The 14016-nt window shown below is 72.1% G+C and carries 16 protein-coding genes; 9 read left to right on the top strand and 7 right to left on the bottom strand.

Annotated elements, in window-relative coordinates:
• Positions 1–88: 88 nt before the first annotated feature.
• Positions 89–268: a hypothetical protein gene (locus AB0D44_RS26600; protein ID WP_362595431.1), complete on the bottom strand. Its 180-nt coding sequence runs from the start codon at positions 266–268 to the stop codon at positions 89–91.
• A gap of 103 nt (positions 269–371) precedes the next feature.
• On the bottom strand, positions 372–1088 hold the full coding sequence (npdG, locus tag AB0D44_RS26595) for an NADPH-dependent F420 reductase (protein ID WP_362595429.1): 717 nt from the start codon (positions 1086–1088) through the stop codon (positions 372–374).
• A gap of 108 nt (positions 1089–1196) precedes the next feature.
• On the opposite strand from npdG, the gene AB0D44_RS26590 reads away from it, so the two are divergent.
• Positions 1197–1802, top strand: coding sequence for a hypothetical protein (locus AB0D44_RS26590; protein ID WP_362595427.1), 606 nt, complete (start codon positions 1197–1199; stop codon positions 1800–1802).
• A gap of 6 nt (positions 1803–1808) precedes the next feature.
• Here AB0D44_RS26590 and AB0D44_RS26585 read toward each other — a convergent pair whose 3' ends face one another.
• Positions 1809–2045, bottom strand: a complete 237-nt coding sequence (locus AB0D44_RS26585; protein WP_362595425.1) for a hypothetical protein — start codon at positions 2043–2045, stop codon at positions 1809–1811.
• Between the two features lie 81 nt (positions 2046–2126).
• Between AB0D44_RS26585 and map the strand changes: the two genes are divergently transcribed.
• Together map and AB0D44_RS26575 are read left to right on the top strand one after the other, a co-directional pair.
• Positions 2127–2984 (top strand): type I methionyl aminopeptidase, encoded by an 858-nt coding sequence (gene map, locus AB0D44_RS26580; RefSeq protein ID WP_362595423.1) that lies wholly within the window; start codon positions 2127–2129, stop codon positions 2982–2984.
• 80 nt (positions 2985–3064) lie between these two features.
• On the top strand, positions 3065–3733 hold the full coding sequence (locus AB0D44_RS26575) for a PhzF family phenazine biosynthesis protein (protein ID WP_362595421.1): 669 nt from the start codon (positions 3065–3067) through the stop codon (positions 3731–3733).
• A 106-nt stretch (positions 3734–3839) separates the two neighbouring features.
• Here the strand turns inward: AB0D44_RS26575 and AB0D44_RS26570 are convergent, their stop codons facing one another.
• Positions 3840–4487, bottom strand: coding sequence for a biliverdin-producing heme oxygenase (locus AB0D44_RS26570; protein WP_362595419.1), 648 nt, complete (start codon positions 4485–4487; stop codon positions 3840–3842).
• Between the two features lie 327 nt (positions 4488–4814).
• On the opposite strand from AB0D44_RS26570, the gene efeO reads away from it, so the two are divergent.
• Genes efeO through efeU form a run of 3 tightly spaced genes read left to right on the top strand, consistent with a single transcriptional unit; the run spans position 4815 to position 8221 of the window.
• Entirely contained in the window at positions 4815–5966 is a 1152-nt protein-coding gene (gene efeO, locus AB0D44_RS26565; RefSeq protein WP_362595417.1) for an iron uptake system protein EfeO, read from the top strand.
• A 34-nt stretch (positions 5967–6000) separates the two neighbouring features.
• A complete protein-coding gene (gene efeB, locus AB0D44_RS26560) occupies positions 6001–7293 on the top strand; it encodes an iron uptake transporter deferrochelatase/peroxidase subunit (protein ID WP_362595415.1) in 1293 nt (430 codons plus the stop codon).
• A gap of 25 nt (positions 7294–7318) precedes the next feature.
• Positions 7319–8221, top strand: a complete 903-nt coding sequence (gene efeU, locus AB0D44_RS26555) for an iron uptake transporter permease EfeU (RefSeq protein WP_362595413.1) — start codon at positions 7319–7321, stop codon at positions 8219–8221.
• Between the two features lie 104 nt (positions 8222–8325).
• Here efeU and AB0D44_RS26550 read toward each other — a convergent pair whose 3' ends face one another.
• Together AB0D44_RS26550 and AB0D44_RS26545 are read right to left on the bottom strand one after the other, a co-directional pair.
• Positions 8326–9195 carry a PhzF family phenazine biosynthesis isomerase gene (locus tag AB0D44_RS26550; RefSeq protein ID WP_362595411.1) on the bottom strand — a complete coding sequence of 290 codons (870 nt, stop codon included), beginning with the start codon at positions 9193–9195 and terminating at the stop codon, positions 8326–8328.
• A gap of 52 nt (positions 9196–9247) precedes the next feature.
• Complete coding sequence (locus AB0D44_RS26545) at positions 9248–10009, bottom strand: SDR family oxidoreductase (protein ID WP_362595409.1); 762 nt, start codon at positions 10007–10009, stop codon at positions 9248–9250.
• A 108-nt stretch (positions 10010–10117) separates the two neighbouring features.
• On the opposite strand from AB0D44_RS26545, the gene AB0D44_RS26540 reads away from it, so the two are divergent.
• Both AB0D44_RS26540 and AB0D44_RS26535 read left to right on the top strand, forming a co-directional pair.
• The gene (locus tag AB0D44_RS26540) at positions 10118–11428 is read left to right on the top strand and encodes a multidrug effflux MFS transporter (RefSeq protein ID WP_362595407.1); all 1311 of its coding nucleotides are present in this window, start codon (positions 10118–10120) and stop codon (positions 11426–11428) included.
• A gap of 9 nt (positions 11429–11437) precedes the next feature.
• The gene (locus AB0D44_RS26535; RefSeq protein ID WP_362595405.1) at positions 11438–12445 is read left to right on the top strand and encodes a small ribosomal subunit Rsm22 family protein; all 1008 of its coding nucleotides are present in this window, start codon (positions 11438–11440) and stop codon (positions 12443–12445) included.
• Here AB0D44_RS26535 and ddaH read toward each other — a convergent pair.
• The gene (gene ddaH, locus AB0D44_RS26530; RefSeq protein WP_362595403.1) at positions 12442–13260 is read right to left on the bottom strand and encodes a dimethylargininase; all 819 of its coding nucleotides are present in this window, start codon (positions 13258–13260) and stop codon (positions 12442–12444) included. The two genes, AB0D44_RS26535 and ddaH, sit on opposite strands and share 4 nt — an antisense overlap.
• A gap of 131 nt (positions 13261–13391) precedes the next feature.
• Here ddaH and AB0D44_RS26525 point away from each other — a divergent pair, with 131 nt between their 5' ends.
• Complete coding sequence (locus AB0D44_RS26525) at positions 13392–14015, top strand: TetR/AcrR family transcriptional regulator (RefSeq protein ID WP_362595401.1); 624 nt, start codon at positions 13392–13394, stop codon at positions 14013–14015.
• Position 14016: the final 1 nt, after the last annotated feature.

Here is a 14016-nt window from a genome sequence, read left to right as displayed (position 1 = left end):
CCCGTACTGGACGTACTTGGGCTTTCGGCCGGTGCGGCGAGAGTGCGTGCCGGGCACCGCGACGCCGCGGACCTCCGTCAGACACCCCCTAGACCCGCGCCGCCTTGTCGGCCTTGGCCTTGCGGATGTAGTACCAGGCCATGTTGGACGTGAGGCCCGCCAGCAGCACCCACACGATCCCGAGGAAGCTGCCCTCCACGAAGGCGACGACGGCTGCGGCGACGGCAAGGACGCAGACGACTACGGCGAACACGGCAAGGCGGGGCATGGGGGGAGCTCCTCGAAAACACTGAACGGGGTCGAGCCCCACCAGTGTCTCCCATGCCCCGCAATGGTTCCGTAAGGACGGCCGGAATCCCGGTCCGGCCCGGTCAGACGTCCGTGAGGCGCAGGCCCGCGTGGGCCTTGTAGCGGCGGTTGGCCGAGATGAGGTTGGCCACCAGGGATTCGACCTGGTGGGCGTTGCGCAGGCGGCCCGCGAAGACGCCGCGCATGCCCGGGATGCGGGCGGCGAGGGCCTGGACGAGGTCGGTGTCCGCGCGGGATTCGCCGAGGACCATCACGTCGGTGTCGATCTCCTCGATCGACTCGTCCTGGAGCAGGACCGCCGAGAGGTGGTGGAAGGCCGCGGTGACGCGGGAGTCCGGGAGCAGGGCGGCGGCCTGCTGGGCGGCGCTGCCTTCCTCGACCTGGAGGGCGTAGGCGCCCTGCTTGTCGAAGCCGAGCGGGTTGACGCAGTCCACGACGAGCTTGCCCGCGAGGTCCTCGCGCAGCGCCTCCAGGGTCTTGGCGTGACCCTCCCACGGCACCGCGATGATCACGATGTCGCTGCGCCGCGCGCATGTGGCGTTGTCCGCGCCCTCCACGCCGAGGCCCAGTTCCCCGGCGGCGGTGTGCGCGCGGTCGGCGGCGCGCGAGCCGATGATCACCTTCTGGCCGGCCCGGGCGAGCCGGTAGGCCAGGCCGCGCCCCTGGTCACCGGTGCCGCCGAGGACGCCGACGACGAGGCCGGAGACGTCCGGGAGGTCCCAGGGGTCCTTGGCGGGCGCCTTGGCTGGGGGCTGCTGCGTGCTGTCTGTGGAGGTCATGGGGGCGAGGGTACTGCCGAGTACCGCACAGTCGAAGGGGAGGGATCTCGGGAGGCGGGAGCGGAAGAAGTGCTCCCGCTTGTCCGGTTCATGGTGCAGGATGCCGCTATGGATGCCGTGAGAGTCGCGCTGCTGCGCGAGGTCCTCGCCGGTACGCAGTGGCCCGGCGCCGCGCGCCGCTTCGCCGGTTCGCTGCGGCGCTCGGTCGTCCCGGCCGGCGGGAACCTGCTGCTCGTGGGGACCGAGCGGTACGAGCCCTGGCACCTGGCGGCGCACCTGGTGGACGAGGCCGCGTGGTCGGGGCTGCCGGAGCTGGCGCCCACCCTCGTACGGCACCGCGTGCTGCCCGGGGAGCCGCCGCACCTGTCGGTGGGGCTGGGCAGGCTGGCGGCGGCCCGGCGCGGGCACACGCTGCTGGTGGTGGCTCCGCAGGAGCCGGGCGAGGGCCTGCTGGAGCGGGTCCACGACGCCCGGCGCGCGGGGGCGACCGTCCTGGCCCTCGACGGAGGCGACGGGGACCTGGGCACGCTCGCGCACGACGCGCTCTCGGTCCCCGGCGACTGCGCGGAGCTGGACCTGGACACCGTGCAGCACCTGGTCAGCGCGGCGGCCGGGGAGAACAGCCTGCCGGTGCAGCGCGGGCCGCGCAGGTTCCGCGACCGGCTGGCGCGGCTGGCCGATCAGCTGACCGCGCCGCCGCCCAGCCGCTGGTAGCCGCCGTCAGGGGGCGGTGCCCCCCTCTTCCTCGCGCGTCTTGTCGTTCCACTTGGGATCGGTCTGCCATTCGAGGTTGCGTTCCTGCGCCGTCTCCATGGCGTGCGCCGCCTCCTCCGGCGTCCCGTACGGACCGAAGCGGTCCTTGGCGGGGCACTCGGGACCTTCCTCGACCTTCTGGTGGACCAGGCAGTAGTACCACTCGCCCGGTTTGCCCACTTGGCGCTTCTTGAAAAGGGCCATTGCTGTCGGGCTCCTCTCGATACCGCTGCTACCGCTCTCTGCCGCCATGCTGCCCCATCCCCGCTGGATACACTCGCTTGCATGTCTGGCCAGTCGCTGCTCGTACCAGGCGAGCTCTCTCCCGCCCGTTCCGTCCCCGGAAACATCCGCCGTCCCGAGTACGTGGGCAAGCCCGCACCCACCCCGTACACCGGACCGGAGGTGCAGTCGGCCGAGACCATCGAGGCCATGCGCATCGCCGGCCGGATCGCCGCCCAGGCGATGGAGGAGGCCGCCAAGCTGATCGCTCCGGGGGTGACCACCGACGAGCTGGACCGGGTCGCGCACGCGTACATGTGCGATCACGGCGCCTACCCGTCGACGCTGGGCTACCGGGGCTTCCCGAAGTCGCTGTGCTCCTCGGTGAACGAGGTCATCTGCCACGGCATCCCCGACTCCACCGTGCTGCGCGACGGCGACATCGTGAACCTCGACGTGACCGCGTACATCGGCGGGGTCCACGGTGACAACAACGCCACCTACCTGTGCGGGGAGGTGGACGAGGAGTCGCGGCTGCTGGTGGAGCGCACCCGGGAGGCACTGAACCGTGCCATCAAGGCCGTCAAGCCGGGCCGCCAGATCAACGTCATCGGCCGGGTCATCGAGTCGTACGCGAAGCGCTTCGGATACGGCGTGGTCCGGGACTTCACCGGCCACGGCATCAATTCCTCGTTCCACTCCGGCCTGATCATCCCGCACTACGACAGCCCCCACGCCACCACCGTCATCGAGCCCGGGATGACCTTCACCATCGAGCCGATGCTGACCCTGGGCACCCACGAGTACGACATGTGGGACGACGGCTGGACGGTCGTCACGAAGGACCGCAAGCGGACCGCGCAGTTCGAGCACACGCTGGTGGTGACCGACAGCGGGGCGGAGATCCTGACCCTTCCCTAGGCCGCCTGGCCGCCTCCGAGCGCTGTTCCCCGCACGCGGGAGGCGCACGTCCGAGCGCCGAGCCGTGCTTGAATGCCCGCGTGAACGATCATCTCGACGTGTTGAAGGTCTTCTGCGCGGGCGACGGCCGGCACGGCAACCTGCTCGGTGTCGTACGCGACGGCCGGGCCTGCCCCGACGACGCGTCCCGGCAGGCCCTGGCCGCCGAACTGGGCTACAGCGAGACGGTGTTCGTCGACGACCCCGAGCGCGGGATCGTCGACATCCGCACCCCCGGTACGCGGATGTCCTTCGCCGGGCACCCGCTGGTCGGACTCGCCTGGCTGCTGGACATCGAGGAGCTCCAGCCGCCGGCCGGCTCCGTATGGGCCCGTGACGACGGGGAGTTCACCTGGATCACGGCCCGCCCCGAGTGGGTCGAGGGCAAGCGCACCGAGCAGTACGGGTCGGTCGCCGAGGTCGAGGCGCTGCCGGCGCCGCCGCCTGGCGAGGGCTGGCTGTACGCGTGGGCCTGGGAGGACGAGACCGCCGGCCGGGTACGGGCCCGCGGCTTTCCGCGCCGCGCCGACGGGGTCATCGCCGAGGACGAGGCCACCGGCTCGGCGGCGATCCTGCTCACCGCCCAGCTGAACCGCGCCCTGAACATCACCCAGGGCGAGGGCTCCCAGATCCTCACCGCCCCCGGCCCCGACGGCACCGTGGAGATCGGCGGACGCGTCCGCTTCGCCCCGGGGCGCGGCCCGGCGTAGCCGTCCGCGCGCGGAGCCCGCGGGTCCGACGCGGCGGCCCGCGCGCGAGCCCGAAGGGCCGGTCCGGTGCTCAGTGCACCGGACCGGCCCTTTCCGCACCCCGGGTCTACGCGCTGAGCGGGAACTCGCCGCCCAGCTCGCGGAAGACCGCCCCGTTGAAGTCGAAGGCGCGCTTGCACTCATCGACGATGCGCTGCTTCTCCAAGTCGTCCGCGGCGATCGCGTCGAGCAGCTCCCGGTAGGTCCGCTTGAAGGCCGCCGGGTTGGAGATGTCCGCGAAGACGTAGAAGCGGACGCCGTCGCCCTTGCGCTCGAAGCCCCAGGTGCGCTCCGCCTTGTCGCGGATGATCTGGCCGCCGGACAGGTCCCCCAGGTAGCGGGTGTAGTGGTGGGCGACGTAGCCGCCCGGCCATTCGGCGGCGCACTGGGCCACCCGGGCGGCGTAGGCCTCGGTCGCGGGCAGGGCCACCAGGCTCTCACGCCAGTGCGGTCCCCGCAGGTGCGCCAGGTCGCGCTCGATCTCGGCGACGCGCATCAGCTCGGGCTGGATGAACGGACCGGCCACCGGGTCGTCCTTCAGCGACTCGGCCGCGTCCTCCAGGGCCCGGTACACGAACCACAGCTGCTCGGTGTAGCGGGTGAACGCGTCCACCCCGAGCCGGCCGCCCAGCAGGTCGCTCATGAAGGTGGACGTCTCTGCTTCGGTGTGCTGCTCGTGCGAGGCGACGCGGATGACCGTAGAGAAGGCGTCCAAGACGGACCTCCAGGAAGGGGAACCAGACGTGGCGGCAAGCCCGCCCCATCCGATCTTCCTGCTCGGGTATGCCTCAGTCAATGCGTTCCCGACATCTTGTCGGTAAATTCCGGAGTACGGAACGGTCACCCGGGCTTGACCTCCGCTTGACCCGGCCATGGGGTCACCCTGAAGCGTCCGTGACGGGTCCGTGTCCGCCGCGAAAAGGTGAGAGCTGAATCACTGCACGGGTGGGTATGGGTCAGGTAAGCCTCGGTTAAGTTAGGTCCGCCTCACCGGCCTCTCCCCCTTGGGACGGCCCCCTCGTCCGACGCCCAGGAGCCCCCTATGCGCCCCGCCCGCCTCACCGTCATCGCCGCCGCCTCCGTGGCGGCAGCCCTGACCGCCGTCACCGGCTGCTCCCAGAAGAGCGACGCGGGCGGCGACGGCGTGATCAAGGTCGCGGCTTCCGACAGCGCCTGCGACGTGTCGAAGACGGAGTTCCCGTCCGGCAAGGTGCAGATCGACGTCGAGAACAAGGGCTCGAAGGTCACCGAGGTCTACGTCCTCTTCCCGGACGCCCGCATCGTGACCGAGCGCGAGAACATCGGCCCCGGCACCAAGGCCTCCATCACCGCCGAGATCAAGGCGGGCGACTACGAGATCGTGTGCAAGCCCGGCATGAAGGGCGACGGAATCGCCCAGAAGGTCAAGGCCACCGGCAAGGGCGGCGAGGAGAAGCGCAGCCCCGAGATGGACGCCGCGGTCGCCGCCTACCGCGCGTACGTGGTCCAGCAGGCCGAGGAGACCCTCCCCAAGGCGCAGGCCTTCGCGGACGCGGTCAAGTCCGGCGACGTCGAGGCCGCGAAGAAGCTGTACGCCCCCTCCCGCATCGGCTGGGAGCGCACCGAGCCGGTCGCCGAGTCCTTCGGTGACATCGACCCGAAGGTCGACGTCCGCGAGGACGGCCTGGAGGCCGGCCAGGACCCGGCGAAGGACTGGACCGGCTGGCACCGTCTGGAGAAGGCCCTGTGGGCCGACAACAAGATCGGCGACGAGGAGAAGAAGCTCGCCGACACCCTGATGGCGGACCTGACCGACTGGCAGAAGAAGGTCGGCCAGGCGGAGATCACCCCCACCTCGATCGCCAACGGCGCCAAGGAGCTCCTGGACGAGGTCGCCACCGGCAAGGTCACGGGTGAGGAGGAGCGTTACTCCCACACCGACCTGGTCGACTTCAAGGCCAACGTCGAGGGCGCGCAGAAGGCGTACGACGTCCTCAAGGCGATCGCCTCCAAGAACGACCCGGAGCTCGCCAAGCAGCTGGACACCCAGTTCGCGGCCATGAACGAGCTGCTGGACAAGTACCGCGCGGACAAGACCTCCTACGAGTTCACCTCGTACGACAAGGTCGGCGAGGCGGAGCGCAAGGAGCTCTCGGACGGCGTCAGCGCGCTGGGCGAGCCGCTCTCCAAGCTCGCCGCCGCGGTCGCGAAGTAACCGGCAGCCCCACGAGCAGGCGGGAGAGAGCACGATGAGCGAGTCGCAGACGGCGGAGCAGCAGCAGCCGCAGCAGGACGGCGGGGGGAGCGCGGCGGCCTCCGCGCCCTCGCGGCGCTCCGTCCTGGGCTGGGGCGGCGCCGGGCTCGCGCTCGGCGCGGCCGGGGCCGGCGGTGCGGTCGCGGTCTTCGGCGGCGGGTCGGACATGGTGTCGGCGGCCGCCGCCGGGGCGGCCGTGCCGTTCCACGGCGAGCACCAGGCCGGCATCGCGAGCGCCGTGCAGGACCGCCTGCACTTCGCGGCCTTCGACGTGAAGACGAAGGACCGCGAGGAGCTGGTCACCCTCCTCAAGGAGTGGACGGAGGCGGCCCGCCGCATGACCGCCGGCCTGCCCGTCGGCGAAGGCGGCTTCGGCGGCCTGCCGGAGGCCCCGCCGGACGACACGGGCGAGGCGCTGGGCCTCAAGGCCTCCCGGCTCACGCTCACCATCGGCTTCGGGCCGGGCCTGTTCGCCAAGAACCGGTTCGGCCTGGAGGGCAAGCGCCCCGAGGCGCTGGTGGACCTGGAGCTCTTCCCCGGCGACAACCTGGACCCGGCCCGCTCCGGCGGCGACCTCTGCGTCCAGGCCTGCGCCGACGACCCGCAGGTCGCCGTGCACGCCATCCGCCAGCTCGCCCGCATCGGCTTCGGCAAGACCGTCGTGCGCTGGTCGCAGCTGGGCTTCGGCAAGACATCGTCGACCACGCCCGAAGAGCAGACCCCGCGCAACATGATGGGCTTCAAGGACGGCACCCGGAACATCTCGGGCACCGACAAGGCCGCCCTGGACAAGCACGTGTGGGTGGGCGCGGGCGACGGCAGCGACTGGATGACCGGCGGCTCCTACCTGGTGGCCCGGCGGATCCGGATGAACATCGAGATCTGGGACCGCACCCCGCTCCAGGAGCAGGAGGACATCTTCGGCCGCGACAAGGGCGAGGGCGCCCCCGTCGGCAAGTCCAAGGAGCGCGACGAGCCGTTCCTGAAGGCGATGAAGCCCGAGGCGCACGTCCGCCTCGCCCACCCCGACTCCAACAACGGCGCGATGATGCTGCGCCGCGGCTACTCCTTCACCGACGGCACGGACGGCCTGGGCCGCCTCGACGCGGGCCTGTTCTTCCTCGCCTACCAGCGCGACGTCCGCAAGGGCTTCATCCCGGTGCAGCGCAGCCTGGCGAAGGCCGACGTCCTCAACGAATACATCCAGCACGTGGGTTCGGCCGTCTTCGCCGTCCCGCCGGGCGTCCGCGACAAGGACGACTGGTGGGGCCGGACGCTGTTCGCGTAGTCCCCGCCGGAGAGGAACAACCGCCGTGTTCGGCAACTATCTGATCGGCCTGCGCGAGGGGCTGGAGGCCAGCCTGGTCGTCTGCATCCTCGTCGCCTACCTGGTGAAGACCGGGCGACGGGACGCGCTGCGCCCGGTCTGGCTCGGCATCGCGATCGCCTGCGGGATCTCGCTCGCCTTCGGCGCGATGCTCGAATTCGGCACGCAGGAGCTGACCTTCGAGGCGCAGGAGCTGCTCGGCGGCACCCTCTCCATCATCTCGGTGGGCCTGGTGACGTGGATGGTCTTCTGGATGAAGCGCACCGCGCGGCACCTGAAGGCCGAGCTGCACGGCAAGCTCGACTCGGCGCTGGCCATGGGCACCGGGGCGCTGGTGGCCACGGCCTTCCTGGCCGTGGGCCGCGAGGGCCTGGAGACCGCGCTGTTCGTGTGGGCCTCGGTACGGGCCAGCGGCGAGGGCTCCTCCGCCCCGCTGGCCGGCGTCCTGCTGGGCATCGCGACGGCGATCGTGCTGGGCTGGCTGTTCTACCGCGGCGCCCTGAAGATCAATCTGGCCCGGTTCTTCACGTGGACCGGCGCCATGCTGGTGGTCGTCGCCGCCGGCGTGCTCGCGTACGGGGTCCACGACCTGCAGGAGGCCCGCTTCCTCGGCGGCCTCGGCGACAAGGCCTTCGACGTCAGCGCGGCGGTCCCGCCGGACAGCTGGTACGGGACCGTGCTCAAGGGCGTGTTCAACTTCCAGCCGGACCCCACCGTGCTCCAGCTGACGGTGTGGGCGCTGTACCTGGTACCGGTGCTGGTGCTGTTCTTCGCCGGCCGCGGCCGCCCCGCGGACGCGAAGGCGCAGCAGAAGGCGCAGCCCCCGCAGGCCCCGGCGTCCGCGGATTCCCCCGATTCCGCAGCCCCGGACGCCGCCCCCGCCGGCTGACCCTCACCCCGGGCGGTCGGTGCTCCCCCGGCTGGTGGGCGGGACGCGCAGGCGCGTGAAGCAGCCCGGTCCCGCCCCCGGGCGGCCGTGCGGGGTCACCTGCCTCAGGGAATGCGGACGCCCGTACCGCCCACCCGTACCCGCGGGTCCCCGGCGCGCAGTTCCACCGTGAGCACCCCCGGCCGGCCCATGTCCGCGCCCTGGTGCAGGGTGAGCACGGCGTCCTGCGGGACCAGGCCGAGTTCGCGGGCGTACGCGCCGAAGGCGGCCGCGGCGGCGCCCGTCGCCGGGTCCTCGACGACTCCGCCGACCGGGAAGGGGTCCCGCACGTGGAACTCGGCCGGGCCCGCCCGGTGCACCAGCTGCACGGTGGTCAGGTCCAGGCGCCGCATCAGCGCCTCCAGCCGGGAGAAGTCGTACGCGAGGTCCGCGAGCCGGGCCCGGGTGCCGGCGCCCAGCACCAGGTGGCGGGCTCCGGCGTAGGCGATCCGGGGCGGGAACGCCGGGTCCAGGTCCGCCTGCGGCCAGTCCAGCGCGGCCAGCGCCTCGGCGAGGTCGGCCGCGCCGATCTCCTCGGTGTGCGGCTCCACGCTGGTCAGCGTCGCCCGCAGCAGCCCGCCCTGCACGGTGACGGACACCGGGACGGTTCCCGCCCGCGTCGCGAGGACCAGCTCTCCGGGGCCGATCCGCTCCCCCAGCGCCACGGCGGTGGCGATGGTGGCGTGCCCGCAGAACGGGACCTCCGCCTTCGGGCTGAAGTAGCGGACGGTGAAGGCGCGGCCCGGCTCGCCGTCCAGCCCCTCGGGCGGGGCGGTCAGGAAGGCCGTCTCGCTGTAGCCGAGTCCGGCGGCGATGCCCAGCATCGCGGAGTCGTCCAGGCCGGACGCGTCGAGCACGACCCCGGCGGGGTTGCCGCCCGCCGGGTCGCCGGAGAAGGCCGTGTAGCGCAGTACCTGGGTACGGGTATCGGTCATGGCGCCATGATCGTCCGCGCTCGCGGCCCTGGCAACGGGGTTCCCGTACCGATCAGCCCCGCCCGATGTACGGCATCGCCGTCGCCATTACCGTCGCGAACTGCACGTTCGCCTCCAGCGGGAGCTGCGCCATGTGCAGCACCGTGCGCGCCACGTCGGCGGCGTCCATCACCGGTTCGACGGCCAGCTGCCCGTTGGCCTGGAGGATGCCGGTCTGCATCCGCTCGGTCATCTCGGTGGCCGCGTTGCCGATGTCGATCTGGCCGCAGGCGATCCGGTACGGGCGCCCGTCCAGCGACAGGGACTTGGTCAGGCCGGTCATCGCGTGCTTGGTCGCGGTGTAGGCGATGGAGTGAGGGCGCGGCACGTGCGCCGAGATCGAGCCGTTGTTGATGATGCGGCCGCCCTGCGGGTCCTGCGCCTTCATCTGCTTGAAGGCGGCCTGCGCGCACAGGAAGGCTCCGGTCAGGTTGACGTCGACCACCGAGCGCCAGGCCTCGTAGGAGAGGTCCTCCACCGGGACGCCGCCCGGGCCGAAGGTGCCCGCGTTGTTGAAGAGCAGGTCGAGGCGCCCGTACCGCTCGCGCACCGCCCCGAACAGCGCAGCGACCTCGTCCGGATCGCTGACGTCCGTCCGGACGCAGAGCACGTCGGCGCCCTCGCCGGCCGCCGCGGCGGTCTCCTCCAGCGGCTCCGCACGGCGGCCCGCGACCGCCACGGCCCAGCCGGCCGCGGCGAGGGCCAGGGCCACGGAGCGGCCGATTCCCGAGCCGGCCCCCGTGACTACAGCGATCTTCTTCGTGGGTTCGTCCATGGGGCCGCAGAGTACGTCACACGGCGCCCCGGTCCCCGGACGTTCCGATTGCTGAGAGCATGGGTCGGTCAGGGGTGCATAAAGAAGACAAGCAGACTGGAGTTCCGCATGTCGGAGAGAGGCCCCGTGACGGCCCGTTCACACGAACCGTCACCCGAAACGCCCTCCGCCCCCACCGCCGCCGCACCCCTGAAGGCCGCACGCCGCACCGGCCTGCTGGTCACCTTCATACTCGGCGGGCTCACCGCCCTCCCCCCGCTGTCCATGGACATGTACCTCCCCGCCCTGCCGGAGGTCACCAACGTCCTGCACAGCCCCGCCGCCACCATCCAGCTCACCCTCACCGCCTGCCTCGCCGGCATGGCACTGGGCCAGCTCGTCATCGGCCCCATGAGCGACAAGTGGGGCCGGCGCACACCGCTGCTCATCGGCATGGCCGTGTACGTCCTGGCCACGGCGATCTGCGCCCTCGCCCCGACCGCCGAGCTGCTGATCGCCTTCCGCCTGCTCCAGGGCCTGGCCGGCGCGGCCGCGATCGTCATCGCCCGGGCCGTGGTGCGCGACCTGTACGACGGGGTCGAGATGGCCCGGTTCTTCTCCAACCTGATGCTCATATCCGGCACCGCCCCGATCGTCGCCCCGCTCATCGGCGGCCAGGTGCTGCGCTTCTCCGACTGGCGCGGGGTCTTCGTCGTCCTCACCGCCGTGGGCCTGGTGCTCACCCTGATGGTGTGGCGCAGCCTGGGCGAGACCCTGCCGCCCGAGCGGCGCCAGACGGGCGGCGTCGGCGCGGCCCTGCGGACCATGCGGGGACTGCTCGGCGACCGCGTCTTCACCGGCTACACCCTGGCCGGCGGTTTCGCCTTCGCGGTGCTGTTCTCGTACATCGCCGCCTCCCCCTTCGTGGTGCAGGAGATCTACGGTGCTTCGCCCCAGGCCTTCAGCCTGCTGTTCGGCGTCAACTCCTTCGGCCTGATCGCCGTCGGCCAGATCAACGGCAAGCTGCTGGTCGGCCGGGTCGACATGGACAAGACCCTGGCCGTCGGACTCGCGCTCGTCACGGTCACCTCGGTGGCCCTGCTGCTCATGGCGTCCGGGGTGTTCGGCAAGGCCGGGCTGGTCCCGATCGCCGCCGCCCTGTTCGTGCTGATGTCCGCGATGGGCCTGGTGATGCCCAACACCAACGCCCAGGCGCTCATGCGCACCCCGCACGCCGCCGGCTCGGCGTCCGCGCTGATCGGCACCTCCTCCTTCCTGGTCGGCGCGGTCGCCTCACCGCTGGTCGGGATCGCGGGCGAGGACACCGCGGTGCCGATGGCAGTGGTGCAGCTGGTCTGCTCGCTGCTGGCGGTGGCCTGCTTCGCCGGCCTGTGCCGCCCGTGGCGCAGCCGCGCGTCAGAGCTGTCCGCAGCGCCGTAAACTTCGCAGGTGAACGCCTCCGCCCCCACCACCGCCGACACCCTCCGCAGCGCGCTCGGCGGGCTGCTCGACGGACTCCCGCCCAAGCAGGCCGCGGCCGCCGTCGAGCGGCTCATCGCCAGCTACCGGGGGCGGACCCCCACCGACGCGCCCGTGCTGCGCGACCGCTCCGACGTGGCGGCGTACGCGGCGTACCGGATGCCGGCCACCTTCGAGGCCGTCCGGGCCGCCCTGGACGGCCTCGCCGAGGCGGCCCCGCAGTGGGCACCGGGCTCGCACGTGGACGTGGGCGGCGGCACGGGCGCCGCGACCTGGGCGGTGGACGCGACCTGGGAGGGCCCGCGCGAGACCACGGTGCTCGACTGGGCCGAGCCGGCGCTGACCCTGGGCCGTGAGCTGGCGGCCGCCTCCACCTCGCAGGTGCTGCGCGGCGCGCACTGGCGGCGGGCGGTCATCGGCTCCGGGCTGACGCTGCCCGAGGCCGACCTGGTGACGGTCTCGTACGTGCTGGGCGAGCTGACCCCCCAGGCCCGTACGGCCGTCGTCGCCGAGGCGGCGCGGGCCGGCCAGGCCGTGGTGCTGATCGAGCCCGGCACACCCGAGGGGTACCTGCGCATCCGCGAGGCCCGCGACCAGCTGATCGCGGCAGGCCTGCGGGTGGCCGCGCCCTGCCCGCACGACGGGACCTGCCCGATCGAGGTCGGGAAGGACTGGTGCCACTTCTCGGCGCGGGTCAGCCGGTCCTCGCTGCACCGGCAGGTCAAGGGCGGCTCGCTCCCGTACGAGGACGAGAAGTTCAGCTACGTCGCCGCGACCCGCTTCCCGGCCGGGCCGGCCGCCTCCCGGATCACGCGGAAGCCGCAGATCCGCAAGGGGCTCGTACTGCTGGAACTGTGCGGGCCCGAGGGCGAGGGCCTGACCCGGGTCAACGTGACCAAGCGCCACGGGGACCTCTACAAGGCGGCGCGGGACGCCGACTGGGGCCAGGCCTGGCCGCCCCCTTCCGAAGAGGACTAGTCCGTCCCGGGCCGCAGCTCCTGGGTGCAGCACTTCACGCTGCCGCCGCCCTTGAGCAGCTCGCCCAGGTCCATCGGCACCGGCTCGAAGCCCCGGTCCCGCAGCGGCGCCAGCAGTCCGGTCGCCGCCTGCGGGAGCAGGACGTGCCGTCCGTCCGAGACCGCGTTCATCCCCAGGGCCGCCGCGTCCTCCTCCCCGGCGAGCAGCGCGTCGGGGAAGAGGCGCCGCAGTACGGCCCTGCTGCCCGGCGAGAAGGCGGGCGGGTGGTACATGACCTCGTCGCCGTCGAGGACGCACAGGGCCGTGTCCAGGTGGTAGTAGCGCGGGTCCACCAGGTCGAGGCCGATGACGGGGCGGCCGAAGAACTCCTGGGCCTCGTCGTGCGAGAGCGGGCTGGAGCGGAAGCCCCGGCCGGCCAGGATGTAGCTGGCGGTGACGGCGAAGTCGCCCTCGCCCTCGTTCACGTGGGACGGCTCGTGAACCTCCCGGTAGCCGTGGCTGCGGAACCACTCGAGGTGGATCTCGGCCTCGGCCGCCCGCTCCGGATGGGCGAACCGGGCCCCGAGCACCCGCCCGTCGACGACGAGGGCCCCGTTCGCCGCGAAGACCATGTCCGGCAGTTCGGGGTGCGGTTCGAGGGTTTCGACGGTGTGCCCGAGGGAGCGGTAACGGTCCCTCAGGTCCTCCCACTGGGCGAGTGCGAGGGGCAGGTCCACCGGTTTCGTGGGATCCATCCACGGGTTGATGGAGTAGGTGACCTTGAAGTGTGCCGGTGGGCACATCAGGTAGCGCCGGGGTGTGGCGACTCTGCGCAAAGAAGGCTCCTCACGACTTACGACGAGTGTGGAGAGAATCGTCTCTCCTCACGCCGGACACCGCAGTGAACTGATTGGGTGGTTTAGCGGACAAGAGGAAGACGAGACGTCTCGGTTGGTAGTTTCAGGACATGACCAAACCGCCCGCCAAGGCCCCTGATGCAACCCGCCGCAGCGACCGCTCCCGGCGGGCCATCCTCGACGCCGCGCTCGCCCTGGTCGGGGAGGTCGGGTACAACAAGCTGACCGTCGAGGCCATCGCCGCCCGCGCCGGAGTCGGCAAGCAGACCATCTACCGCTGGTGGCCGTCGAAGGCCGCGGTCCTCCTCGACGCCTCGCTCTCGCTCGCCGGGGACGCGGAGACGGAGGCCCGGTGGACCGGCTTCCCCGACACCGGGGACCTCGCGGCCGACCTGAAGTACGTCCTGCGGGCGACGGTGGACGAGCTGTGCGACGAGAAGTACGAGGCCCCCGCGCGCGCCCTGACGGCGGCCGGCGCCACCGACCCCGAGCTCGGCGCCCGCTTCAACGAGCGGCTGCTCGAGCCGCAGCTCGCCCTGTACGAGGCGCGGTTGCGCACCGCGCGGGACGCCGGACAGCTCGCGCCGGACACCGACCTGCGGCTGACGGTGGAGATGCTGCTCGGCCCGCTGACGTACCGCTGGCTGCTGCGGACGCAGCCGCTGACGCACGCCTTCGCCGACGCCCTCGTGGACCGGGTGCTGGGCGGGGTGGCCAACGTCACCGTCCCCTGAC

The organism is Streptomyces sp. NPDC048349 (assembly GCF_040651925.1).
Taxonomy (GTDB): domain Bacteria; phylum Actinomycetota; class Actinomycetes; order Streptomycetales; family Streptomycetaceae; genus Streptomyces.
This window is presented reverse-complemented; position numbering and strand designations above follow the sequence as displayed.